The 24555-nt window shown below is 72.4% G+C and carries 23 protein-coding genes and 1 pseudogene; 16 read left to right on the forward strand and 8 right to left on the reverse strand.

The window, feature by feature from the left end; all coding sequences use genetic code 11:
• Positions 1–50: 50 nt before the first annotated feature.
• From ACIA8N_RS11875 to ACIA8N_RS11890, 4 genes are all read right to left on the reverse strand, one after another.
• The gene (locus tag ACIA8N_RS11875) at positions 51–500 is read right to left on the reverse strand and encodes a DUF2690 domain-containing protein (RefSeq protein WP_365784451.1); all 450 of its coding nucleotides are present in this window, start codon (positions 498–500) and stop codon (positions 51–53) included.
• A 58-nt stretch (positions 501–558) separates the two neighbouring features.
• Complete coding sequence (locus ACIA8N_RS11880) at positions 559–1011, reverse strand: DUF2690 domain-containing protein (RefSeq protein ID WP_365784453.1); 453 nt, start codon at positions 1009–1011, stop codon at positions 559–561.
• Between the two features lie 211 nt (positions 1012–1222).
• Positions 1223–3715 (reverse strand): Tex family protein, encoded by a 2493-nt coding sequence (locus tag ACIA8N_RS11885; protein WP_365784456.1) that lies wholly within the window; start codon positions 3713–3715, stop codon positions 1223–1225.
• A gap of 150 nt (positions 3716–3865) precedes the next feature.
• Positions 3866–4732 (reverse strand): hypothetical protein, encoded by an 867-nt coding sequence (locus tag ACIA8N_RS11890; RefSeq protein ID WP_365784458.1) that lies wholly within the window; start codon positions 4730–4732, stop codon positions 3866–3868.
• A gap of 126 nt (positions 4733–4858) precedes the next feature.
• On the opposite strand from ACIA8N_RS11890, the gene ACIA8N_RS11895 reads away from it, so the two are divergent.
• Both ACIA8N_RS11895 and ACIA8N_RS11900 read left to right on the forward strand, forming a co-directional pair.
• Positions 4859–5839, forward strand: a complete 981-nt coding sequence (locus ACIA8N_RS11895) for a DJ-1/PfpI family protein (protein ID WP_365784460.1) — start codon at positions 4859–4861, stop codon at positions 5837–5839.
• Between the two features lie 11 nt (positions 5840–5850).
• Positions 5851–6495 (forward strand): DJ-1/PfpI family protein, encoded by a 645-nt coding sequence (locus tag ACIA8N_RS11900; protein ID WP_365784462.1) that lies wholly within the window; start codon positions 5851–5853, stop codon positions 6493–6495.
• A gap of 3 nt (positions 6496–6498) precedes the next feature.
• Here ACIA8N_RS11900 and ACIA8N_RS11905 read toward each other — a convergent pair whose 3' ends face one another.
• On the reverse strand, positions 6499–7242 hold the full coding sequence (locus ACIA8N_RS11905; RefSeq protein WP_365784464.1) for an enoyl-CoA hydratase/isomerase family protein: 744 nt from the start codon (positions 7240–7242) through the stop codon (positions 6499–6501).
• A gap of 66 nt (positions 7243–7308) precedes the next feature.
• Here ACIA8N_RS11905 and ACIA8N_RS11910 point away from each other — a divergent pair.
• Together ACIA8N_RS11910 and ACIA8N_RS11915 are read left to right on the forward strand one after the other, a co-directional pair.
• Positions 7309–7777, forward strand: a pseudogene (locus tag ACIA8N_RS11910) (HdeD family acid-resistance protein).
• A gap of 130 nt (positions 7778–7907) precedes the next feature.
• A complete protein-coding gene (locus tag ACIA8N_RS11915; protein ID WP_365784526.1) occupies positions 7908–8429 on the forward strand; it encodes an ATP-binding protein in 522 nt (173 codons plus the stop codon).
• Here ACIA8N_RS11915 and idi read toward each other — a convergent pair.
• The 3 genes from idi to ACIA8N_RS11930 form a co-directional block, all read right to left on the reverse strand.
• Positions 8395–9015: an isopentenyl-diphosphate Delta-isomerase gene (idi, locus tag ACIA8N_RS11920; protein ID WP_399416194.1), complete on the reverse strand. Its 621-nt coding sequence runs from the start codon at positions 9013–9015 to the stop codon at positions 8395–8397. The genes ACIA8N_RS11915 and idi overlap by 35 nt on opposite strands.
• Before the next feature lie 163 nt (positions 9016–9178).
• On the reverse strand, positions 9179–10441 hold the full coding sequence (locus ACIA8N_RS11925; RefSeq protein ID WP_365784466.1) for a bifunctional class I SAM-dependent methyltransferase/N-acetyltransferase: 1263 nt from the start codon (positions 10439–10441) through the stop codon (positions 9179–9181).
• Between the two features lie 198 nt (positions 10442–10639).
• Positions 10640–11581, reverse strand: coding sequence for a cation diffusion facilitator family transporter (locus ACIA8N_RS11930; RefSeq protein WP_365784467.1), 942 nt, complete (start codon positions 11579–11581; stop codon positions 10640–10642).
• A gap of 427 nt (positions 11582–12008) precedes the next feature.
• On the opposite strand from ACIA8N_RS11930, the gene ACIA8N_RS11935 reads away from it, so the two are divergent.
• From ACIA8N_RS11935 to ACIA8N_RS11990, 12 genes are all read left to right on the forward strand, one after another.
• Complete coding sequence (locus ACIA8N_RS11935) at positions 12009–13799, forward strand: DUF5941 domain-containing protein (protein ID WP_365784530.1); 1791 nt, start codon at positions 12009–12011, stop codon at positions 13797–13799.
• Positions 13796–14533, forward strand: a complete 738-nt coding sequence (locus ACIA8N_RS11940) for a phosphocholine cytidylyltransferase family protein (RefSeq protein WP_365784469.1) — start codon at positions 13796–13798, stop codon at positions 14531–14533. The genes ACIA8N_RS11935 and ACIA8N_RS11940 overlap by 4 nt, the downstream gene beginning before the upstream one ends.
• Positions 14521–15582 (forward strand): iron-containing alcohol dehydrogenase family protein, encoded by a 1062-nt coding sequence (locus ACIA8N_RS11945; protein WP_365784471.1) that lies wholly within the window; start codon positions 14521–14523, stop codon positions 15580–15582. The genes ACIA8N_RS11940 and ACIA8N_RS11945 overlap by 13 nt, the downstream gene beginning before the upstream one ends.
• A complete protein-coding gene (locus tag ACIA8N_RS11950) occupies positions 15560–16339 on the forward strand; it encodes a CDP-alcohol phosphatidyltransferase family protein (protein ID WP_365784473.1) in 780 nt (259 codons plus the stop codon). The genes ACIA8N_RS11945 and ACIA8N_RS11950 overlap by 23 nt, the downstream gene beginning before the upstream one ends.
• 47 nt (positions 16340–16386) lie before the next feature.
• Entirely contained in the window at positions 16387–17232 is an 846-nt protein-coding gene (locus tag ACIA8N_RS11955) for a glycosyltransferase (RefSeq protein WP_365784532.1), read from the forward strand.
• Positions 17233–17281: 49 nt separating this feature from the next.
• Complete coding sequence (locus ACIA8N_RS11960) at positions 17282–18211, forward strand: ABC transporter permease (RefSeq protein ID WP_030216081.1); 930 nt, start codon at positions 17282–17284, stop codon at positions 18209–18211.
• Entirely contained in the window at positions 18204–19001 is a 798-nt protein-coding gene (locus ACIA8N_RS11965) for an ABC transporter ATP-binding protein (protein ID WP_365784476.1), read from the forward strand. The genes ACIA8N_RS11960 and ACIA8N_RS11965 overlap by 8 nt, the downstream gene beginning before the upstream one ends.
• 122 nt (positions 19002–19123) lie before the next feature.
• Positions 19124–19771, forward strand: a complete 648-nt coding sequence (locus ACIA8N_RS11970) for a TetR/AcrR family transcriptional regulator (protein WP_365784478.1) — start codon at positions 19124–19126, stop codon at positions 19769–19771.
• 312 nt (positions 19772–20083) lie between these two features.
• Positions 20084–20995, forward strand: a complete 912-nt coding sequence (gene hpnC / locus ACIA8N_RS11975; protein ID WP_365784480.1) for a squalene synthase HpnC — start codon at positions 20084–20086, stop codon at positions 20993–20995.
• Positions 20992–21942 (forward strand): presqualene diphosphate synthase HpnD, encoded by a 951-nt coding sequence (hpnD, locus tag ACIA8N_RS11980; RefSeq protein WP_365784482.1) that lies wholly within the window; start codon positions 20992–20994, stop codon positions 21940–21942. Before hpnC ends, hpnD begins: the two co-directional genes overlap by 4 nt.
• An 82-nt stretch (positions 21943–22024) precedes the next feature.
• On the forward strand, positions 22025–23425 hold the full coding sequence (gene hpnE, locus ACIA8N_RS11985) for a hydroxysqualene dehydroxylase HpnE (RefSeq protein ID WP_365784484.1): 1401 nt from the start codon (positions 22025–22027) through the stop codon (positions 23423–23425).
• Entirely contained in the window at positions 23422–24522 is a 1101-nt protein-coding gene (locus ACIA8N_RS11990; RefSeq protein WP_365784486.1) for a polyprenyl synthetase family protein, read from the forward strand. The genes hpnE and ACIA8N_RS11990 overlap by 4 nt, the downstream gene beginning before the upstream one ends.
• The last annotated feature ends 33 nt before the right edge of the window (positions 24523–24555 follow it).

A 24555-nucleotide genomic window follows, 5' to 3' on the forward strand; every position in this document is an offset into this window, starting at 1 on the left:
CACGGCCCGGTGGGCTGTGGCCTCGTTCACGCGGACGCGGGGTCGGCGGTCTACCAGAAGGTGCTGCAGTCGACGTGGTTCGTACCGGAGTCCTTGATGCAGACGCGGTAGTAGTAGCTGCTGCCGCCGAGCATGTTCGACCAGTCGCTGCCCGGGTTGGGGAAGGTGACACTGAGGCTGCGTATGAAGCCGGTGCCGGCGCCTGACCACTTCTCGATGTAGCCGTACTTGGGCCACCACTGGCCGCCGGACGAGTCGGTGACGCGGACCCAGCCGGCCTGGCACGTGGAGGACCAGCGCAGCTCGGCCTTGAGGCCGCCGTCGGCGGTGGCGGTCCGATACGTCACGGCGCCGGCGTCGCAGCCCTGCGAGACGGGGCCGAGGTTGTCGCAGCCGGAGCCGGAGCAGCCGGCGGCGTACGAGGTGCCCGCGAGCGGGACCAGGGCCATGGTCATCGCGGCGGCCGAGACCGTGGCCATCTTCGCGATCATGCGCTTCATCTGGTGTCTCTCTTCTTCCGGGGGTGAGAAGTGGCTACGCGGACGCGGGGTCGGCGGTCTACCAGAAGGTGCTGCAGTCGACGTGGTTCGTACCGGAGTCCTTGATGCAGACGCGGTAGTAGTAGCTGCTGCCGCCGAGCATGTTCGACCAGTCGCTGCCCGGGTCGGGGAAGGTGACACTGAGGCTGCGTATGAAGCCGCTGCCGGCGCCCGACCACTTCTCGATGTAGCCGTACTTGGGCCACCAGGCGTTGGGGCCCGACGGGTCGGTGACGCGTACCCAGGCCGCCTGACACGCGGGCGACCAGCGCAGCTCGGCCTTGAGGCTGCCGTCGGCGTAGGCGGTCGCCTTGGTGACGGCGTCGCCGTCGCAGCTCTGGGAGACGGGGCCGAGGTTGTCGCAGCCGGCGCCGTAGCAGCCGGCGGCGTACGAGGTGCCCGCGAGCGGGACGAGGGCGATGGTCATGGCGGCGGCCGAGACCGTCGCCATCTTTGCGAGGGCGCGCTTCATGGTTGCTGGAACCTCCAGGAGCAGGAACACCGTGCGCCTCCCCCGTGGAGGCCGAAGATGATCATGGTGGCTTGTCCTGTGCGCGTCAATGGGTAAAACGGGCGACTCCGCGCGATGACCCGTTCACAGCAAGTCGTCCCCGTCGCCCTGTCGGGGCGTACGGGGACGACTCAGGCAGTCCGGTCGGATGTCGCCTCCGACCCGTGCGTCCTTATCGGCGCTTGCCCCCGCCCTCGCCCAGCAGGCCGGCCTTGCGCAGGGCGTCGGCCATCGCGCTGTTGGCGGGCGCGGCGGCGGGGGAGCGGTCCCGGCCGCCCCGGTCGGACTGCCCGCCCCGGCCGGCGCCGGCGCCCTGGCCGGCACGGTCGCCCCGGCCGCTCTGTCCACCCTGGCCGCCCTGGCTGTTCCGTCCGCCCTGGCTGTTCTGGCCACCCCGGCCGGCACCGCCCTGGCGCTGCTGCGGCGGCCGCCCGGAGCGGTCGCCGCCCCGCTCGCCCCGCTCGCGCTTGGGCACGCCGCCCTGGCCGTCGGCGCCCGTCTCGTCGTCGAGCCGCAGCGTCAGCGAGATCCGCTTGCGCGGGATGTCCACCTCCTGGACCTTCACCCTGACCACGTCGCCGGGCTTCACCACGTCGCGCGGGTCCTTGACGAACGTCCTGGACATCGCCGACACGTGCACCAGGCCGTCCTGGTGCACGCCGATGTCCACGAAAGCCCCGAAGGCGGCCACGTTGGTGACGACCCCTTCGAGGATCATGCCGGGCTCCAGGTCGCCGATCTTCTCGACGCCCTCCTTGAAGGTGGCCGTCCTGAACGCGGGACGCGGGTCACGGCCCGGCTTCTCCAGCTCGCGCAGGATGTCCGTCACCGTCGGCAGGCCGAAGGTCTCGTCGACGAAGTCGTCCGCCCGCAGCGAGCGCAGCCTGCCCGTGTCGCCGATCAGCGCCGCGACCTCGCCGCCCGTCGCCTTCACCATCCGGCGCACCACCGGGTACGCCTCCGGGTGCACCGACGAGGAGTCGAGCGGGTCGTCGCCGTCCCGGATGCGCAGGAAGCCCGCGCACTGCTCGTACGCCTTCGGACCGAGCCGGGCCACGTCCTTGAGCGCCCGGCGGGAACGGAAGGGGCCGTTGGCGTCCCGGTGCGCGACGATGTTCTCCGCGAGACCGGAGCTGATGCCGGAGACCCGGGACAGCAGCGGCGTGGAGGCCGTGTTGACGTCGACGCCGACGCCGTTCACACAGTCCTCGACGACCGCGTCGAGGGAGCGCGAGAGCTTCACCTCGGCCAGGTCGTGCTGGTACTGGCCGACGCCGATGGACTTCGGGTCGATCTTCACCAGCTCCGCGAGCGGGTCCTGGAGCCGCCGGGCGATGGACACGGCGCCGCGCAACGACACGTCGAGGTCCGGGAGTTCCTGCGAGGCGAAGGCGGAGGCCGAGTAGACCGAGGCGCCCGCCTCCGAGACCATCACCTTGGTCAGGTTCAACTCGGGATGCCTGGCCAGGAGCTCGGCCGCCAGCTTGTCGGTCTCGCGGGAGGCCGTGCCGTTGCCGATCGCGACCAGCTCGACCGCGTGCTCCTTCGCCAGCCGCGCCAGCTTCTCCAGCGCCTGGTCCCACTTGTTGGCCGGCACGTGCGGATAGATCGTGTCGGTGGCCACGACCTTGCCGGTCGCGTCGACCACAGCGACCTTCACGCCCGTACGGAAGCCGGGGTCGAGGCCCAGCGTCGCCCGGGTGCCGGCCGGCGCGGCGAGCAGCAGATCGCGCAGGTTCGCCGCGAAGACCCGGACCGCCTCGTCCTCCGCCGCCGTCCGCAGCCGCAGCCGCAGGTCGATCCCGAGGTGGACGAGGATGCGGGTCCGCCAGGCCCAGCGGACCGTGTCCTGGAGCCACTTGTCGCCGGGGCGCCCCCGGTCCGCGACCCCGAAGCGGTGCGCGACGATCCCCTCGTACGAGGAAGGCCCCTCGGTGGGTTCCTCCGGCTCCAGATCCAGGCTGAGCACGTCCTCCTTCTCGCCGCGCAGCATGGCGAGCACCCGGTGGGAGGGCAGGGCGGTGAAGGGCTCGGCGAAGTCGAAGTAGTCGGCGAACTTCGACCCCGCCTCCTCCTGGCCGTCCCGCACCTTGGCCACCAGCCGGCCCCTGTCCCACATGCGCTCACGCAGGTCGCCGATGAGGTCGGCGTCCTCGGAGAACTTCTCGGCGAGGATCGCCCGCGCGCCCTCAAGCGCCGCGGCGGCGTCCGCGACGCCCCTGTCCGCGGACACGAAGGCCGCGGCGGCGGCCGCGGGCTCCACCGACGGGTCGGCGAGCAGCCCCTCGGCCAGCGGTTCGAGACCGGCCTCGCGGGCGATCTGGGCCTTGGTCCGCCGCTTCGGCTTGAAGGGCAGGTAGATGTCCTCGAGGCGCGCCTTGGTGTCGGCGGCCCGGATCCGGGCTTCCAGCTCCTCCGTCAGCTTTCCCTGCTCGCGTACGGAGTCGAGGACCGCCGACCGGCGGTCCTCCAGCTCTCGCAGATAGCGCAGCCGCTCCTCGAGCGTGCGCAGCTGCGCGTCGTCGAGCATCTCCGTCGCTTCCTTGCGGTAGCGCGCGATGAACGGCACGGTCGAACCGCCGTCGAGCAGCTCGACGGCTGCCTTCACCTGTCGCTCGCGTACGCCGAGTTCCTCGGCGATCCTTGCTTCGATGGACGTCGTCACGGTGTCCCGACTCGCCTTCTCGTGCCTCAAGCTTGCGAGTGCATTGTGCCGGGTCGGTCACCCGTACGCGGTAACCGACCCGTCCCGCGCGCGTCCCCGGGCGTTCGCCGCCGGTTGCCGCGCGCCCCGGCTCGCGCCGGTCGGCTCGGCTCAGCCCTTGCTGATCAGGTCCGCGGGGAAGGCGCCCGCGCCGGCCGCCGAGACGGCGAAGTCGCGCGCCAGCCCGGTGAGCCGCTCGACCCCCGCCGCTCCGAGGTGCTCGTACGGGGTGGTGTCCAGCCGGTCCGTGATCTCCTCCAGCTCCTCCCGCAGCCGGGTGCCCGCCTCCGTCAGCTCGCCCTCGGCGTCGAGCAGGCCGCGCTCGCGCAGCCGTCCTGCCGCCGCGTCCCAGTCGGCGCGCCGCCAGCCGCGGCTGCTCAGGAACCAGCGCGGGCTCATGGCCTTGCCGGTCGCCGTGTGCGAGACGACCGCCTCGACCGGGTCGAGGCCCAGCGAGAGCAGGGCCGTGAGGTGGCCGTCGCCCCGGTGTTCGCGCAGCAGGGTCGCGGCGTGCCAGTAGGCGAGGTGGGGGGCGTCCGGCACGGGCAGGTCGGCGTTGGCCGAGTAGAGGGGGCGGGCGTGCCGGGTGCAGGCCTCGGCGGCGCGCAGGGCGAGCTCGGCGGCCTCGGCCATCTCCGCGGAGGCGACCGTCTCCTCGCCGAGCAGCCGGCGCAGGGTCGCGTCGACGGCGCGCAGCCGCGCGTCGAGGACGGCGCCGGGGGAGGCGGTCTCCCAGACGGCGGGGAGGTGCCGGGCGAGCAGCTCGTGGTTGTAGTTGTAGAAGGTCGCGGCGACGGTGCCGGCGCCGACCGCGCCGAGGGCGGCGCTGCGCGCGGAGAGTCGCGCCGCGGTGGGGTCGGTGATGCCGAGGGCGCCGAACTCGCGGTCGAGGTCGGGCGAGAAGTAGAGCGTGGAGTGCACCGTGTTGACGACGTTGTGGCAACGGCGTCCGGCGCGCGGGGGGAGAGAGGTCGTCATGGGCCCGAACGTTACCGACTGGTCGGTACGACGGGAACAGGAGGGTCCTCGACGGCCGGCCGCGATGGCAGGAAAGGTGGGTTCCCCGTCATTGCGGACGCCCCCGCCGCCGCGAAGGATGGAGGCATGACGCAGCGACCCGTTCTCGTCGTCCTCTTCGACGACGTCCAGAGCCTCGACGTCACCGGCCCCTTCGAGGTGTTCGCCGGTGCCGCCCGTGCCGCGGGGGATCCGTCCGCGTACCGGCTCCGCACCGCCTCCCTGGACGGCGGGCCGGTCCGTACGCACAGCGGGCTGCGCCTCCTCCCCGACACCACGCTCGCCGAAGCCGTCGCCGACGGCGCCCCGCACACCCTCGTCGTGCCCGGCGGCGAGGGCACCCGCCGGCCCGACCCCGCCCTGATCGACTGGCTGCGCGCCCACGCCCCGCGCGCCGAGCGCCTGGTCTCCGTCTGCACCGGCGCGCTGCTCCTCGCCGAGGCGGGGCTCCTCGACGGGCACCGGGCCACGACCCACTGGGCCGCCTGCGAGCACCTCGCCCGCCGCCACCCCGAGGTCGAGGTGGACCCGGACCCCATCTTCGTGCGGGAAGGACGGCTCTCCACCTCCGCCGGGGTCACGTCGGGCATCGACCTGGCACTCGCCCTCGTCGAGGAGGACCTCGGCCGGGACGTGGCCCTCACCGTCGCCCGCCACCTGGTCGTCTTCCTGCGCCGCCCCGGCAACCAAGCCCAGTTCAGCGCCCAGCTGTCCGCCCAGACCGCCCGCCGGGAGCCGCTGCGCGACCTCCAGCAGTGGATCAACGAGCACCCCGGGGCGGACCTCTCCGTCGAGGCGCTCGCCGCCCGCGCACGGCTCTCGCCCCGCCACTTCGCCCGCGCCTTCCACGAGGAGACCGGCACCCCGCCCGGCCGCTACGTCGACCTGGTCAGGCTCGAACACGCCCGCCGGCTCCTGGAGGAGACCTCGCGGGGTGTCGAGGAGGTCGCCCGCGCCTCGGGCTACGGCACCCCAGAGGCGATGCGCCGCGCCTTCCTCAGAGCCCTGGGGACCGCCCCGGCGGAGTACCGCCGCCGCTTCCACTCACCCGTCAAGCGAAACGACTGAAAGGGACCACCGTGCAGATCGCCGTCCTCCTCTATCCGGGCTTCACCACGCTCGACGCCGTCGGGCCGTACGAGCTCCTCGCCCGCATCCCGGGAGCCGAGACCGTCTTCGTGGCCAAGGAGACCGGGCCGGTCCGCAACGACCAGGGCAGCCTCGCCCTTGTCGCGGACAAGACCCTCGCCGAGGTCCCGCGCCCGGACATCGTCCTGGTGCCCGGCGGGCCCGACTCCCGGCAGGCCATGAACGACCCGGAGATCCAGGCCTGGCTCCGTACCGCCGACGGGACCAGCACCTGGACCACCTCGGTCTGCACGGGTTCCCTGCTGCTGGCCGCCGCCGGAGTCCTCGACGGCCGTCGCGCCACCACCCACTGGCTGGCCTACGAGGAGCTCAGGGCGCTCGGCGTCGAGCCCACCGGCGAGCGGGTCGTCTTCGACGGCAAGTACGTCACGGCGGCCGGGGTCTCCTCCGGCATCGACATGGCACTGCACCTGATCGGCCGGATCGCCGGCGACGAGGCCGCCCAGACGATCCAGCTGCTCACCGAGTACGACCCGCAGCCCCCGTACGACGCGGGCTCCCCGGAGAAGGCCCCGGCCGAGATCGTCGCACGGTGGCGTGGACGGCCCACCGAGTCGCTCGTCCGGGAGGACTGACGCTCAGAGCCCGTACGTGAAGCGGGGCGCGCGGCGTTCCAGGAAGGCGGCGACCCCCTCCGCGGTGTCGCCGCTGCCGCGTGCCTGTTCGGCCCAGTGGGCGTCCCGGTCCAGGCGCCCGTCGGCGAACTCCTTGGCCGCGGCCTGGGTGAGCAGGGAGCGGGAGGCCAGCACCCGGGCGAACGCGGCCACCCGCTCGTCCAGTGCGCCCACCGGGTGCAGCTCGTCCACGAACCCGGTCCGCAGCGCCCGCTCGGCGTCGATCAACTCGCCGGAGAAGAGCAGGTACTTGGCGGCCGAGGGCCCCACGAGGGCGGTGAGCCTGCGGGTCGAGGAGGACGGGTAGACGATGCCGAGCTTCGAGGGGGTGATCCCGAAGCGGGCACCCTCCTCGGCGAACCGCAGGTCGCAGGCGGCGGCGAGCTGGCTGCCGCCTCCGACGCAGAAGCCCCGGACGGCCGCCAGGGTCGGCTTGGGGAAGGCGGCGAGGGCCTCCTCGGCCCGTACCGCGAGCGCCTGCTGCTCGTCCCCGGGCTCCCGCAGGGCCGAGATGTCCGCCCCGGCGCAGAAGGTGTCGCCCTCGCCCGTCAGGACCAGGACCCGCACCGCGGGGTCGGCGGCGAGCCGGTCCAGTACGCCGGGCAGGTCGCGCCACATGCCGGCGCTCATCGCGTTGCGCTTGGCCGGGTTGGCGATGACGACGGTGGCGATCCCGTCCTTGACGCCGTCCTTCAGCTGGGGCTCCATGGGCCGGATGCTATCCGTGGTACCCGCACGTACGATCAGGAGGGGGCCGCCCCGAGGAGGCACCGCATGGCCAGGGACAGCCGCGAGACGCACGAGGACCCGGACCCGCTCCGGGACATGGCACGCGAGGGGAAGCGGCTCAACCGCAGCTTCGGCTGGCTGGCCGCGCTCGGCATCCTGCTCGTGATCGGCGGTGTCGTCGGTCTGGTCTACACGGGCCTCGCCACCCTGACCTCGATGCTGCTCTTCGGCTGGCTGCTGCTGCAGTGTCGTGGTGCGGGGGCCGCAGTTCGGCTGGACCCTCCTGCAGGGGGCCTTCGGCCTGCTGCTCGGTCTGCTCGTCCTCTTCGACTGGCCGGACAGCAGTCGGTACGTGCTCGGGGTCTTCTTCTCGCTCGCGCTGCTCTTCGACGGCCTGGGCCTGATCGCGATCGGCGTGGGCGGGCGACGGATCGTCAGCATGGTGACACCGGAGCCGGGTTCCGGGATGCCCCCGGAGTCGTCAGAAAGCGCGCTGGATCAGTCGAACAACTGACATGGGCATAATCAACCGATCAGAAAGCGGCCGATACGTGTCGACTTCTGGTCAGTAGGCCGGTCCGCCCCTGTGCATTGCCAAGACTCGATCCGTGGCGAGAATCGAGCACGAGGGTGGGAACCGTACCGTGGACACCCACGGAGGTGGCCCCGCCCGGCAACCGTCCTACGAAGGAGTCTGGCGCTTCACCGCTGCCGCGGTCGACGTCTCCGTCCCGCAGGCCCGGCACGCCGTACGCGACCTGCTGGTCCGCCAGGGCGTCCCCCTCCATGAGGAGATCATGGACGGCCTGCTGCTGATCGTCTCCGAACTGGTCACCAACGCCGTGCGGCACGCGGCGCTGCTGTCCCCGGAGATAGCGGTGGAGGTGGCCATCGGCCCCGAGTGGATCCGCGTGTCCGTCGAGGACAATCACCCGTACCGCCCCAAGGCCCTTGAGGCGGACTACGGGCAGACGGGCGGCCGGGGACTGCTCCTGGTCCGCGAGATCGCCCAGGAGGCCGGCGGCGCCTGCGACGTCGAGCACACCGCGAGCGGCGGAAAAATCATTTGGGCGGCGCTGCCCCTGGCCCCGATGGCACCGGGGCCGGGGGGCGCGCCCACGCTGCCGGCGATCACCAGCCCCCGGACGGACCCGTCAGCTCCCTGATCGCCGGGCGCGCCGCGTCGAGCACCGTCATGAACCAGGCGGAGAAGGGTGCGGCGGCGTGGCGCTCGGCGAGCTCGTCGGCGGTCACGAAGGCGGTGTCCCCGATCTCCTCCGGGTCGGGGCGCGGTTCGCCCTGCACGAGGCCGACGAAGAGGTGGTTGAACTCCTGCTCCACCAGGCCCGAGGCCGGGTCCGGGTGGTTGTAGCGGACGGTGCCCGCCTCCGCGAGCAGGGTGGGGGAGACGCCCAGCTCCTCGAACGTCCGCCGGGCCGCCGCCGCGAACGGCGCCTCGTCCGGGTAGGGGTGGCCGCAGCAGGTGTTCGACCAGACGCCGGGGGAGTGGTACTTGCCGAGCGCCCGGCGCTGGAGCAGCAGGCGGCCCGACTCGTCGAAGAGGAAGACGGAGAAGGCGCGGTGGAGCAGGCCGGGCGCCTGGTGGGCGGCGAGCTTCTCGGCCGTCCCGATCGTCGTCCCGTCCTCGTCGACCAGTTCGAGCATGATCGGCGCCGCGATTCCGGACGGCTGGACACCGTTCGACATGATCTCCGGCGAGATCTGAGCCGCGGTGGCTGGTGTGATCGGCATACCCATCCTTCGCATCGGTCCTCGGCCCGGTGGGGCCACCTCAGTCTGCCGCACGAAACCGGCTTGTCCGTACTTCGGCGGCCGGACGTGGCCGCTCCCGCCGCACCGGAGTACACCGGCGCGGCGGGAGCGGAGGGACGACGCGAGGAGAACCGGGGTACGCCTAGACCCCGAAAGCCGCCGGATAGACGAGCGTGCCCGGCGGAACGGGGACGGAGTCGTCGAGGACGAGCGCCATCATCGCCTCGTCCGGAGCCTCGAAACCTGGCTTGATTCCGTACGCGGACGCACGTACGAACCCGAACCTCGGGTAGTACTCCGGATGGCCCAGGACCAGGACGAGCGGCTCACCCCGAAGCCGGGCCGCGTCGAGCACCGCCCGGACGACGGCCTGCCCGGCCCCCGTCCGCTGGTACGCGGGCGCGACCGACACCGGGGCGAGCGCCGCCGCGGGGGCGTCGCCGACCCGGCAGCGGGTGATCAGGGCGTGCGCGGCGATCGTGCCGTCCGGTGCCTCGGCCACGTACGAGAGGCCGGGCAGCCAGGCGTCGGGGTCACGGCGGAGCGCGTCGACCAGATCCGCCTCGCTCTCGGAGACCGCGGCCTCCGAACCGAAGGCCGTCGCCACGACCCGCCGGATCGCCTCGGCGTCCCCGGGAGTCTCCGGACGGGTGTGCCAGCGCGGATCGGCCGGACGCAGCGCGAAACCGGCGTATCCGTAGTCGGAGCCGTGCTCGTGCCGGAGCGCGATCTCGGTGCGCGCGCCCGCCACCGCCTCGGCCATGCCGGGCACGGTGGTGTCGGCCGCGTCGGCGTGGGCGGCGAGCGGACCGTAGTACTCGTTCCAGTCGCTCTCCGGCTGCGGGACGGTACCGAGGACGTGGTAGCCGGCCCCGACGGCCGCCGCCGCGTTCCCGGCGACGGTACGGAGCGGGTAGTGCTCCTCCCAGAAGGCGCGGGGCACCGGGCCCGGCTCCTCGGTGGTCCAGACGCACTCGGTGAGCACCAGCGTGCCCCCGGGTGCGAGGAGCCTGCGCCATTCGGCGAGCGCCCGGTCGAAGCCGAGGACGAAGACCGAACTCTCGGCCCAGACCAGGTCGAAGGAGCCGTCGGGGAACGGCAGTGCGCCCATGTCGGCGCGGAGGGTGTGGATCGAGCCGTCGAGCCCGCGGTCGGCGGCGGACCGCCGCAGTTCCGCGAGGAACGGCTCGTGGGTGTCGACCGCGGTCACCTCCGCGCCCGCCTCGGCGGCCAGGAGCAGCGCGGAACGGCCGGGGCCGCAGCCCAGGTCGAGGACGCGCGGACGCTCCGGCAGCTTCCCCGCGAGCGCGAGGAGCCGCCGGGTGGTGGTGTCGGAGCCGGGGCCCTGCCGCGGAAGACCGTGGTGCAGGGCGAAGAAGGAGTCGTGCAAGGCGTTGTCGGACAACGTGGGAAACCCTTTGTGAGAGGGCTCCGGCCGACGACGTGAAGGACCGGTGGGAAGACCGGGATCAGGTCAGCCGGAGACCCGGAGGCTGAGGGACGACCGGGCGCTGCCGCTGCGGGCAGCCTCCATCGCGACGGTCATCAACCTCAGCTCCTCTCTCCACACGTTCGTACGAAGAGATTAACAGCCCCCCGGTGATCAGAGGCAGAGTTTCGCCTCGTGCTCCGCGTGCCCGGCGGGCTCCAGCTGGAAGGTGCAGTGCTCCACGTCGAAGTGGGAGCCCAGGCATCCCTGGAGGGCGTGCAGCATCTTCTCGTGGCCGACCGAGTCCAGCGCGCCCTGGTCCACGACCACGTGCGCCGAGAGCACCGGCATCCCCGAGGTGATCGTCCAGGCGTGCAGGTCGTGCACGTCCTCGACCCCCGGCAGGGCAAGGATGTGTGCCCGTACCTCCGCCATGTCGACGCCCTTGGGGGCCGCCTCCAGGAGCACGTCCAGGGTCTCGCGCAGCAGCTTGACCGTACGGGGGACGATCATCAGGCCGATCACGATCGAGGCGATCGGGTCGGCGTACTGCCAGCCCGTGGTCAGGATGACGCCGGCCGCGATGATCACGGTGACCGACCCCAGGGCGTCCGCGAGGACCTCCAGATACGCCCCGCGCACGTTGAGGCTGTCCTTCTGGCCGCGCATGAGCAGCGAGAGCGAGATCACGTTGGCGACGAGGCCGATGACCGCGAACGTGATCGTCAGGCCGCCCTTGGTCTCGGCGGGTTCCATGAACCGCTGGATCGCCTCGTACAGCACGTAGCCGCCGACGCCGAGCAGCAGCAGACAGTTGGCGAGCGCGGCCAGGATCTCGGCCCGCGCGAACCCGAAGGTGCGGTTCCCCGAGGGCGGCCGGTTGGCGAAGTGGATCGCGAGCAGCGCCATCGCGAGGCCGACCGCGTCGGTCGCCATGTGCGCGGCGTCGGCGATCAGGGCGAGCGAGTCGGCGAGCAGGCCGCCGACGATCTCGATCACCATCACGGAGAGCGTGATGCCGAGCGCGATCCGCAACCGGTTCTTGTACGCGGCCCCGGCGGTGCCGGTCGGCGGCGGGCCGCCGTGGCTGTGCCCGTGGTCGTGTCCAGCCCCCATGGAATGGCCTCCAGATCGAGTCGCGTGTGTCCGCCCGGTGGTCGCCGACGGGGCAAGTGAACTACGGGTGGGGGGTATGCGCAACACGGTACTGAACACCGTTGTCATATGCTCTGACCTGCGGTGATTACATCAGGACCGGCCGTGGCCAGAAGTCGGCCGCGCGGGCTGCGGCGGCCGGCTGCGGACGGGGTTTGTGGGGCGGGCCGACGATCGCCCATGATGATCACCGTCAGGACGAGGCGCACCCATGAGGACACGGGTGGGCCCGGGGGAGTCCTGCCCGCGAAGCCTCGGTGAACTCGCACTTCCGTTCATCCGATAGCCTCAGCCGACGTGTCGCCGCCCCGTGCCGGGCCGCACCGCCGCGCCCGGGGCCGCCATGGGCCCCGCCGGCCCCTCCGTCAGCTCCAAGGAGTGAGTTCGCCTGTCGACCGCCATCCTCACCGGCCCGCCGGCACCCGGATCCTCGCTCGACGGAGATCTGAGGTCGCTCGGTTTCGACGTCCGGACCGCCTCGGACGCCGATGAGGCCGGAGCCCTCCTTGCCACCGTCCCGGCGGGGGAGCGCGTCGCGCTCGTCGACCCCCGGTTCGTCGGTCACCTGCACGCACTGCGCCTCACCCTCACCGACCCGCGGTTCCCCGCGGCCGCCGCACCCGGCGCGCTCACCGCGCAGAGCGGGGCCCGCCCCGCGCTCGTCCGCGCCCTGACCGCCGCAGGGGCCGACGGCGCCGACGACCTCACCGGCACCGTCGCCGACGCCCTCGACGCCGACGGCGTCGCCGTGCACCGGCCCCAGCTCGGCACGCTCGTCGCCGCCGTGCCCACCGACGCCGAGGCCCGCCACCGGGCGCGCGCCGCCGTCGACGCCGTCGACGACGAGGCCGTACGCCTGCGCTCGGCCGTCAAGGCCCACGACGGCTTCTTCACCACCTTCTTCGTCAGCCCGTACTCGCGCTACATCGCCCGCTGGTGCGCGCGCCGCGGACTGACCCCCAACCAGGTCACCACCGCCTCGCTGCTCACCGCCCTGGTCGCGGCCGGCTGCGCGGCGACCGGCGAGCGCGGCGGCTACATCGCCGCCGGCGTCCTCCTCCTCGTCTCCTTCGTCCTGGACTGCACCGACGGGCAGCTCGCCCGGTACGCGCTGAAGTACTCGACGATGGGCGCCTGGCTCGACGCCACCTTCGACCGCGCCAAGGAGTACGCCTTCTACGCGGGCCTCGCCCTCGGCGCCGCCCGCAACGGCGACGACGTCTGGGCCCTGGCGCTCGGTGCGATGGTCCTCATGACCTGCCGGCACGTCGTGGACTTCTCGTTCAACGAGGCGAACGCCGAAAGCACGGGCGCCACCGCCAAGACCGGCCTCGCCCTCTCCGACCGGCTCGACAGCCTCGGCTGGACCGTCTGGGCCCGCCGCATGATCATCCTGCCGATCGGCGAGCGCTGGGCGATGATCGCCGTCCTCACCGCCCTCACCGACCCCCGGATCGTCTTCTGGGCGCTGATCATCGGCTGCGCGTTCGGCGCCTGCTACACCACGGCGGGCCGCGTCCTGCGCTCCCTGACCCGCAAGGCGAAGCGCACCGACCGGGCCGCCCAGGCCCTCGCCGACCTCGCGGACTCCGGCCCGCTCGCCGGCGTCGTCGGCCGCGCGCTCGGCCGTACCGGCCGGCTCGCCCCCGGCGTCGTCCTCGCCGCCATCGCGACCGGCGCGCTGCTCGCCGGCGTCCTGGCCCGACCCTTCGGGGACCGGCAGACCGTCGTCGTCGCGGTCCTCTACGTGGTCCTCGCGGGCGCGGCCGTCGCCCGCCCCCTCAAGGGCGCCCTCGACTGGCTCGTACCCCCGCTCTTCCGCGCCGCCGAGTACACCACCATCCTCGTCCTCGCGGCCCGCTCCGACTCCCCGCACGCCCTCCCCGCCGCATTCGGGCTGGTGGCGGCGGTCGCCTACCATCACTACGACACGGTGTACCGCATCCGCGGCGGCACCGGCGCGCCGCCCGCGTGGCTGGTGCGCGTCACCGGCGGACACGAGGGGCGCACGCTCCTGGTGACCGTCCTCGCCGCCCTGCTGGCGGACCGCGGTGACGACTTCACCCTGGCACTGACCGCGCTGGCGGTCGCCGTCGCGCTGGTGGTGCTCGTGGAGTCCATCCGCTTCTGGGTCTCCTCCGGAGCACCCGCCGTTCACGACGAAGGAGAAACAGCATGATCGGCCTCGTACTGGCAGCCGGTGCCGGACGCCGTCTGCGCCCCTACACCGACACCCTTCCGAAGGCCCTCGTGCCTGTGGACGGCGAGACCACGATCCTCGACGGAACGCTGAAGAACTTCGCCGAGATCGGCCTCACCGAGGTCGCGATCGTCGTCGGCTACCGCAAGGAGGCCGTCTACGACCGCAAGGACGCCCTGGAGGCCAAGTACGGCCTCAAGATCACCCTCGTCGACAACGACAAGGCCGAGGAGTGGAACAACGCCTACTCCCTCTGGTGCGCCCGTGAGGTCCTCAAGCGCGGTGTGATCCTCGCCAACGGCGACACCGTCCACCCGGTCTCCGTCGAGAAGACCCTGCTCGCCGCCCGCGGCAAGGGCCAGAAGATCATCCTCGCCCTCGACACGGTGAAGAACCTCGCCGACGAGGAGATGAAGGTCATCACCGCCGAGGACAAGGGCGTCCAGCGCATCACCAAGCTCATGGACCCGGCCACCGCCACCGGCGAGTACATCGGCGTCACGCTGATCGAGCCCGAGGCCGCCGAGGCCCTCGCCGACGCCCTCAAGGCCACCTTCGAGCGCGACCCCGACCTGTACTACGAGGACGGCTACCAGAAGCTCGTCGACGACGGCTTCACGATCGACGTGGCCCCCATCGGCGACGTCAAGTGGGTCGAGATCGACAACCACGACGACCTCGCGAAGGGCCGTGAGATCGCGTGCCAGTACTGACCCGGCTGATCCCCTCGCCGGTCGTCGTCGACATCCGCAGGGGAGCGCTGGACGACCTGTCCGCGCTCCTCGCGGACCAGCGGATCTCCAGCAACGGCAAGATCGCCGTCGCCATCAGCGGCGGCTCGGGCCTCAAGCTGCGTGACCACTTCGCCCCCGAGCTGCCGGGTGCCGACTGGTACCCGGTCGCGGGCGGCACCATCGACGAGGCCGTGAAGCTCGCCGACGCCATGCGCGGCAAGCGGTACGACGCCGTGGTCGCCCTCGGCGGCGGCAAGATCATCGACGTGACCAAGTACGCGGCGGCCCGGGTCGGGCTGCCGCTGGTGGCCATCGCCACCAACCTGTCGCACGACGGCATCTGCTCGCCGATCTCCACCCTGGACAACGACAACGGCCGGGGCTCCTACGGTGTCCCCACCCCGATCGCCCTGGTCGTCGACCTGGACGTGATCAGGGAGGCGCCGGTCCGCTTCGTCCGCTCCGGCATCGGCGACGCGATCTCCAACCTCTCCGCCATCGCCGACTGGGAGCTCTCCCACCAGGTGACGGGCGAGCCCGTCGACGGCCTCGCGGCCGCCATGGCCCGCAGCGCCGGAGAGGCCGTGCTCCGCCACCCCGGCGGCGTCGGCGACGACGACTTCCTCGTCACCCTCTCCGAGGGCCTGGTGATGTCCGGCATCGCCATGTCGATCAGCGGCGACAGCCGCCCCTCCTCGGGCGCCTGCCACGAGATCAGCCACGCCTTCGACCTGCTCTTCCCGGCCCGCGCCGCCAGCCACGGCGAGCAGTGCGGCGTCGGCGCGGCCTTCGCGATGCACCTGCGCGGCGCCCACGACGGGTCCGCGCAGATGGTCGAGACGCTGCGCCGGCACGGTCTGCCCGTCCGGCCGGAGGAGATGGGCTTCACCGTGGACGAGTTCGTCCAGGCGGTGTCCTTCGCCCCGCAGACCCGGCCGGGCCGCTTCACCATCCTCGAACACCTCGACCTGTCCGACGACGAGATCAGGGACGCGTACGCCGACTATGCCAAAGCCATCCGTAGCTGAGCTCCGCCCGGTCGTCCACCCCCCGGGCGTCAAGGACCGGCGCAGCGGAGAGCACTGGGGCGGCCGCCTGTACATGCGGGAGATCTCCCTCAGGATCACCCGGCAGCTCGTCGGCACCAGGATCACGCCGAACCAGCTCACGTACGTCATGACCGTCGCGGGCGTCCTCGCGGCCCCCGCCCTGCTGGTGCCCGGGATCCCCGGGGCGCTGCTCGGCGCGCTCATGGTCCAGCTCTACCTGCTGCTCGACTGCGTCGACGGCGAGGTGGCCCGCTGGAAGAAGCAGTTCTCCCTGGGCGGGGTGTACCTGGACCGGGTCGGCGCCTACCTCTGCGACGCGGCCGTCCTCGTCGGCTTCGGCCTGCGCGCCGCCGACCTGTGGGGCACGGGCCGGATCGACTGGCTGTGGGCCTTCCTCGGCACGCTCGCCGCGCTCGGCGCCATCCTGATCAAGGCCGAGACCGACCTCGTCGGCGTCGCCCGCCACCAGGGCGGACTGCCGCCGGTCAAGGAGGCGGCGTCCGAGCCGCGCTCCTCCGGCATGGCGCTGGCCCGCAGGGCCGCCGCGGCGCTCAAGTTCCACCGGCTCGTCCTCGGCATCGAGGCCTCGCTGCTCATCGTGGTCCTGGCGATCGTCGACCAGGTCCGCGGCGACCTGTTCTACACCCGGGTCGGTGTCGCGGTCCTCGCCGGCATCGCGCTGCTCCAGACCGTGCTGCACCTGGTGTCGATCATGGTCTCCAGCAGGCTGAAGTGAGGCCGGCCGTGAGTTCGCCGCTCAAGGTGGGAGCCGTCGTCATCACGATGGGCAACCGCCCCGACGACCTGCGCGCGCTGATCGACTCGGTCGCCAAGCAGGAGGGTGACCCCGTCGAGGTCGTCGTCGTCGGACAGGGCACCCCGGTCACCGGGGTGCCCGCCTGGGTGCGGACCGTGGACCTCCCGGAGAACGTCGGCATCCCCGCCGGCCGGAACGTCGGCATCGAGGCCTTCGGCCCCGGCGGCACCGACGTCGACGTCCTGCTCTTCCTCGACGACGACGGACTGCTCGCCCACGCGGACACCGCCGAACTCGTCCGCCAGGCCTTCACCGCGGACCCGCGCCTCGGCATCATCACCTTCCGGATCGCCGACCCGGACACCGGGGCCACCCAGCGCCGGCACGTGCCGAGGCTGCGCGCCTCCGATCCGATGCGCTCCTCCCGGGTGACCACCTTCCTCGGCGGCGCCAACGCGGTACGCACCAAGGTCTTCGCCGAAGTGGGTCTCCTGCCGGGCGAGTTCTTCTACGCGCACGAGGAGACCGACCTCGCCTGGCGCGCGCTCGACGCCGACTGGATGATCGACTACCGTTCCGACATGGTGCTGTTGCACCCCACCACAGCCCCGTCCCGGCACGCCTCGTACCACTTCAACGTGGCCCGCAACCGAGTGTGGCTCGCACGTCGCAATCTGCCCGCGCCCCTGGTGCCGGTCTATCTCGGCGTCTGGCTCCTGCTCACCCTGGTCCGGCGGCCCTCGCTCCCCGCGCTGAAGGCGTGGTTCGGCGGATTCCGCGAGGGCTGGACGACCCCCTGCGGACCGCGCCGCCCCATGAGGTGGCGTACGGTGTGGCGGCTGACCCGGCTGGGTCGCCCCCCGGTCGTCTGACATCGTGGTACCGACGTGCCGCGCATCTTGAACACGAAAGTTTCGACTTGTGAGTGACACACAGCAGGGCGGGGCGGTCGCGACGAGCGCGCCCCCGTCCGTCGACGAGGGCCTGACGCCGGCCGCGCTGGCCGCGAAGTACGGCCTCTCGGTCAGCGGCGCCAGGCCCGGCCTCGTCGAGTACGTCCGTGAGCTGTGGAGCCGCCGCCACTTCATCCTGGCCTTCTCCTCGGCGAAGCTGACCGCCCAGTACAGCCAGGCGAAGCTGGGCCAGGTGTGGCAGGTGGCGACCCCGCTCCTGAACGCCCTCGTCTACTACCTGATCTTCGGGCTCATCCTGGACGCCGGCCGCGGCATGACCAAGGGGGTCTACATCCCCTTCCTGGTCACCGGCATCTTCGTGTTCACCTTCACCCAGAGCTCCGTCATGGCCGGCGTCCGGGCGATCTCGGGCAACCTCGGCCTCGTCCGGGCCCTGCACTTCCCCCGGGCCACGCTGCCCATCTCGTTCTCCCTGCAGCAGCTCCAGCAGCTGATGTTCTCGATGATCGTGCTCGTGGCGGTCGCGATCGCCTTCGGCAGCTACCCCTCGCTCCGCTGGCTGCTGCTGATCCCGGCGCTTTTCCTGCAGTTCGTCTTCAACGTCGGACTCGCCATGATCGTGGCGAGGATGGGCTCCAAGACGCCCGACCTCGCCCAGCTGATGCCGTTCGTCATGCGCACCTGGATGTACGCCTCCGGCGTGATGTTCTCGATCCCGGTGATGCTCGCCGACAAGCCGGCCTGGATCGCCGACGTCCTCATGTACAACCCGGCGGCCGTCTACATGGACCTGATCCGCTTCTCCCTCATCGAGGGCTACGGCGCGGAGAACCTGCCGGCGCACGTCTGGATGACCGCGCTCGGCTGGGCGCTGGCGTTCGGCATCGGCGGCTTCGTCTACTTCTGGAAGGCCGAGGAGAGGTACGGCCGTGGCTGATACGAACACGAACACCGACCGGTCCGACGTTCCCACCGTCATCTGCGACGACGTCCACATCGTCTACCGGGTCAACGCCGGAGGCGGCGGCAAGGGCAGCGCCACGGCGGCGCTCAGCCGGATCGTCGGCCGCGGCAAGGCCGAGGTCACCCGGGGCGTCCGCAAGGTCCACGCGGTCCGCGGCGTCACCTTCACCGCCTACCGGGGCGAGGCCATCGGCCTCATCGGCTCCAACGGCTCCGGCAAGTCCACCCTGCTCCGCGCCGTCGCCGGTCTGCTCCCCACCGAGAGCGGCAAGGTCTACACCGACGGGCAGCCCTCGCTCCTGGGCGTCAACGCGGCGCTCATGAACGACCTCACCGGTGAGCGCAACGTGATCCTGGGCGGCCTCGCCATGGGCATGAGCCGCGAGGAGGTCCGCTCGCGGTACGAGGGGATCGTCGAGTTCTCCGGCATCAACGAGAAGGGCGACTTCATCAGCCTGCCCATGCGCACGTACTCCTCCGGCATGGGCGCCCGGCTCCGCTTCGCCATCGCGGCCGCCAAGAACCACGACGTCCTCCTCATCGACGAGGCGCTCGCGACCGGCGACCGCAAGTTCCAGATCCGCTCCGAGGAGCGCATCCGCGAGCTCCGCAAGGAGGCCGGCACGGTCTTCCTGGTGAGCCACAGCAACAAGTCCATCCGGGACACCTGCGACCGGGTGCTCTGGCTGGAGAAGGGGCAGCTCCTGATGGACGGCCCCACGGACGAGGTGCTCAAGGCGTACGAGCGCGAGACCGCTCGCTAGGTCGTGTCGTCCGGTCCCGCGAGGAGCCCCTGCCGGAATCATCCGGTAGGGGCTCTTCCTTTTTCGCGCGTCGCGCCGCCACCTGGAATGTTCATGCGGTCAACATCGGGCAGGATGAGTCCATGGCAGCGATCCCGGGGGGAAACACCTATCATCACGGCGATCTGCGCAACGCGCTGATCTGCGCGGCCGTCGCCCTCGCCACCGAGGGCGGCCCCGAGCGGGTCGTCCTGCGCGAGGCGGCCCGCCGGGTCGGCGTCTCGCCCACCGCCGCCTACCGGCACTTCGACGGACGCGGCGAACTGCTGCGCACCGTCAGGACCCACGCCCGGCGCGAACTCGCCGACTCCATGGAGCGGGCCGCCGCCCGCGAGCCGGGCGCCGACGCCCCCGCCCTGGCGGCCGAGCGCCGGGTCGCCGCCCTCTGCCGGGGGTACGTCGGCTTCGCCGTGGAGCAGCCCGGCCTCTACCGGGCCGCGTTCTGCGTCCCCCGCCCCGCCACCATGGAAGAACCGGCGCAGGAGCGTCCGCAGACCGAGCCCGAGATCCGTGCCTTCACCCTGCTGAGGGAGGCGCTGGAGACGCTCGCCCGGTCCGGCGCCGCCCGGCCCGGCACCCGCCCCGCCACCGGGGCCGCCGCGTGGTCGGCCGTGCACGGACTGTCACTCCTCCTGGTCGACGGGCCCCTCCGCCGCCTTCCCGTGCAGCGCAGGAACGCCGTCGTCGAGACGACCCTCGCCATGGTGGTCTCGGGCGCGCGCGCCCTCTGAGCCCGCCTCAGGTCGAACTTCCTTGCCCCGCTGGCGGGTTGATGACCCGTACGGGTGAGGTTGCCGCCGCCCGGCACCCCGTAACGCCGACGGACGTCGTACAACGTAAGCTGGAGCGGTCTGTTTCGCGGCAAGTAGGGCGATACCCCACGGCCAATGAGCCCCCAGGCGGCAGCCCTATGGGCGGGGGTCGGCGGCGTGTCCGAAATGGGATGGATTGGATCGGCAGTGTAGAACGGGAGACGTGACGGCCATGACGCAGAATCTCCAGCTCCACGAGGGTGTCGCCGTCCCTCCGGCGGGCAGTGACCTGTGACGGACACCAGGCAGGCGCGCCCCGACGCCTCCTCGCACGCCACACTCGGCAAGGCCGCGGACGAGAACTTCCCCGTGGCCCCCTTCTTCCTGCCCCGTGCCTGGCGCGACGACCTGATGGCCGTCTACGGCTTCGCCCGCCTCGTCGACGACATCGGCGACGGCGACCTCGCCCCCGGCGGCGCCGACGCCATCCACCTCGGCCTCGACCCGGAGACCGCCGAGGACCGGCTCGCCTTCCTCGACGCCTTCGAGGCCGACCTCCGCCGCGTCTTCGACGGCAGCCCGCGCCACCCCCTGCTGCGGGACCTCCAGCCGACCGTCCGGCGGTGCGGTCTCACCCCCGAGCCCTTCCTCGGCCTCGTCGCCGCCAACCGCCAGGACCAGCGGGTCGGCCGCTACGAGACGTACGACGACCTCCTCGCGTACTGCGAACTCTCGGCCAACCCCGTCGGCCGGCTCGTCCTCGGGATCACCGGCACCGACACCCCCGAGCGGATCAGGCGCTCCGACGAGATCTGCACCGCCCTGCAGATCGTCGAGCACCTCCAGGACGTCGCCGAGGACCTCGGACGCGACCGGATCTACCTCCCCGCCGAGGACCTGAAGCGGTTCCACGTCACCGAGGCCGACCTCGCCGAGCCCACCGCCGGCGCCTCCGTCCGCGCCCTGATCGCCTTCGAGGCCGAGCGGGCCCGCGCACTGCTGCACGCGGGCATCCCGCTCGTCGGCAGCGTCCACGGCCGGCTCCGCCTCCTCCTCGCGGGATTCACCGCCGGAGGACTCGCGGCGCTCGACGCGATCACCGACGCCGGGTTCGACGTACTGACCGGCCCACCGAAGTCCACCAAGCCGAACCTGATGCGCCAGGCGGGAGCGGTTCTGCTCCGCGCGCGGAGAGAGGGGTGAGCGCGACCGTGGAGGGACACCCCCAGTCGTCCGCACCGGTACAGGCCGCCTACAGCTACTGCGAGGCGGTCACCGGACAGCAGGCGCGCAACTTCGCCTACGGGATCCGGCTGCTGCCGGCCGAGAAGCGCCAGGCGATGTCCGCCCTGTACGCCTTCTCCCGGCGCGTCGACGACATCGGCGACGGCACGCTCGCGCCCGAGGTCAAGCGGGAGCGCCTGGAGGCCACCCGCGCCCTGCTCGGCCGGATCCGCGCCGGAGGGGTCGAGGAGGACGACACCGACCCCGTCGCCGTCGCCCTCGCCGACTCGGCCCGCCGCTTCCCGATCCCGCTCGACGGCCTCGACGAACTCATCGACGGCGTCCTCATGGACGTCCACGGCGCCACCTTCGAGACCTGGGACGACCTCAAGGTCTACTGCCGCTGCGTCGCCGGGGCGATCGGCAGGCTCTCCCTCGGCGTCTTCGGCACCGCACCCGGCGCCCACGGCGCCGACCGCGCCCCCGAGTACGCCGACACCCTGGGCCTCGCGCTCCAACTCACCAACATCCTCAGGGACGTACGCGAGGACGCGGAGAACGGCCGGACCTACCTGCCGGCCGACGACCTCGCCAAGTTCGGCTGCGGCGAGGGCTTCGGCGCCGAGACCCCGCCCGCCGGCGCCGACTTCGACGGCCTCGTCCACTTCGAAGTGCGGCGCGCCCGCGCCCTGTTCGCCGAGGGCTACCGGCTGCTGCCCATGCTCGACCGGCGCAGCGGCGCCTGCGTCGCCGCCATGGCCGGCATCTACCGCCGCCTCCTGGACCGGATCGAACGCGACCCCGGGGCCGTGCTGCGCGGCCGGGTCTCGCTGCCGGGCCGCGAGAAGGCGTACGTCGCGGTGCGCGGCCTCTCCGGCCTCGACACCCGCCACATCGCCCGCCGTACGGTCAGGAGGCGTGCATGATCGTTCCGTCCGCCCCCGCCCGCCGGGCAACCCCGGACGCCGTCCCGGCGTCCCTGCCCGCGACGACCCGAACGGAGGCCGCGTGACCCACGAAGGAACCGAGCGCGACGCCCGGCAGCCCCACGCCGTCGTCGTCGGCGGCGGGCTCGCCGGGATCACCGCCGCGCTCCAGCTCGCCGAGGCCGGCGTCGGCGTCACCCTGCTCGAAGGCAGGCCCCGGCTCGGAGGCCTCGCCTTCTCCTTCCGCCGGGGCGACCTCACCGTCGACAACGGCCAGCACGTCTACCTGCGCTGCTGCACCGCCTACCGCTGGTTCCTCGACCGGATCGACGCCGCCCGGCTCGCCCCCGTCCAGGACCGCCTCGACGTGCCCGTCCTCGACGTCGGCCACCCCCGCGGACCCCGGCTCGGCCGCATCCGCCGCGACAACCTCCCCGTACCGCTGCACCTCGCGCGCAGCCTCGCCACGTACCCGCACCTCTCGCTCGCCGAGCGTGCCTCCGTCGGCCGGGCCGCGCTCGCCCTGAAGAAGCTCGACCCCGCAGACCCGGCGCTCGACGGCGTCGACTTCGCCACCTGGCTCGGCCGCCACGGGCAGTCCCCGCGGGCCGTCGAGGCCCTCTGGGACCTCGTCGGCATCCCCACCCTCAACGCCCCCGCCCCGCAGGCCTCCATGGGCCTCGCCGCGATGGTCTTCAAGACCGGTCTGCTCTCCGAGCCCGGTGCCGCCGACATCGGCTGGGCCCACGTCCCGCTCGGCGAACTCCACGACACCCGGGCCGGGAAGGAGCTCGACGCCCTCGGCGTCCGCACCCTGCTCCGCACCAAGGCCGACCGGATCTCCCGTACGGACGAAGGTCGTTGGGCCGTCGAGGTGGCGGGGGAGACGCTCGACGCCGACGCCGTCGTCCTCGCCGTACCGCAGCAGGAGACCCACGGACTGCTGCCCGAGGGCGCCCTCGACGACCCCGACCGGCTCCTCGACATCGCGACCGCGCCCATTCTCAACCTGCACGTCGTCTACGACCGCAAGGTCCTGAAGCGGCCCTTCTTCACCACTCTCGGCTCCCCGGTGCAGTGGGTCTTCGACCGCACCGACTCATCCGGGCTCACCGGCGGCGGCCAGTACCTCGCCGTCTCCCAGTCCGCCGCCCAGGACGAGATCGACGAACCCGTCGCCGCCCTGCGCGCGAAGTACCTCCCCGAGCTGGAGCGGCTGCTGCCCGCCGCCCGCGGCGCCGGGATCCGCGACTTCTTCGTCACCAGGGAGCGGACGGCGACGTTCGCCCCCACCCCGGGCGTCGGCCGGCTGCGCCCCGGCGCCCGCACCCGGGCCCCGGGGCTGTATCTGGCCGGGGCCTGGACCGCCACAGGCTGGCCCGCGACCATGGAGGGTGCCGTCCGCAGCGGTTTCAGCGCCGCGGGCGCCGTGCTCTCCACCCTCGGCCGCCGCCATGACCATCCGCTGCAGGAGGCGGTATGAGTGTGAGTACCGGAACAAGAGGAGAGACCGTGCCGACTGCGCCGCCGGGTAATCCGGCCGTCGACACCGCGGACGTGTCCGCACTGCTGGAGCGGGGGCGGACCCTGTCCACCCCCGTACTGCGGGCGGCCGTCGACCGCCTCGCGCCGCCCATGGACACCGTGGCCGCCTACCACTTCGGCTGGATCGACGCCCACGGCAGGCCCGCGGACGGCGACGGCGGCAAGGCCGTCCGCCCCGCGCTCGCCCTGCTGTCGGCCGAGGCCGCGGGCGCCGCGCCCGAGGTCGGAATCCCCGGCGCCGTCGCCGTGGAACTCGTCCACAACTTCTCGCTGCTCCACGACGACCTGATGGACGGCGACGAGCAGCGCCGCCACCGCGACACCGTGTGGAAGGTGCACGGCCCCGCGCAGGCCATCCTCGTCGGCGACGCCCTGTTCGCGCTCGCCAACGAGATCCTCCTCGAACTCGGCACGGTCGAGGCGGGCCGCGCGACCCGCAGGCTCACCACCGCCAGCCGGAAGCTCATCGACGGGCAGGCCCAGGACATCTCCTACGAGCACCGCGAGCGGGTCACCGTCGAGGAGTGCCTGGAGATGGAGGGCAACAAGACGGGCGCCCTGCTCGCCTGCGCCGTCTCCATCGGCGCCGTGCTCGGCGGGGCCGACGACCGCACCGCCGACAAGCTGGAGGAGTACGGGTACCACCTGGGCCTGGCCTTCCAGGCCGTGGACGACCTGCTCGGCATCTGGGGCGACCCGGAGGCCACCGGCAAGCAGACCTGGAGCGACCTGCGCCAGCGCAAGAAGTCCCTGCCGGTCGTCGCGGCCCTCGCCGCCGGCGGCGACGCCTCCGAGCGGCTCGGCGAGCTGCTCGCGGCGGACGCCAAGTCCAACGACCTCGACGGCTTCTCCGAGGAGGAGTTCGCCTTCCGGGCGGCCCTCATCGAGGAGGCCGGAGGACGCGAGTGGACCTCCCAGGAGGCCCGCCGCCAGCACGCCGTCGCGATCGCGGCCCTGGACGAGGTGGACATGCCCGCCCGCGTACGGGCGCAGCTCACCGCGCTCGCCGACTTCGTGGTCGTACGGAAGAGATGATCACCATCACCCTGATATGAGTTCGCGGTCGCC

Source organism: Streptomyces sp. NPDC051822 (assembly GCF_044452745.1).
In the GTDB taxonomy this organism is placed as follows: Bacteria; Actinomycetota; Actinomycetes; order Streptomycetales; family Streptomycetaceae; genus Streptomyces.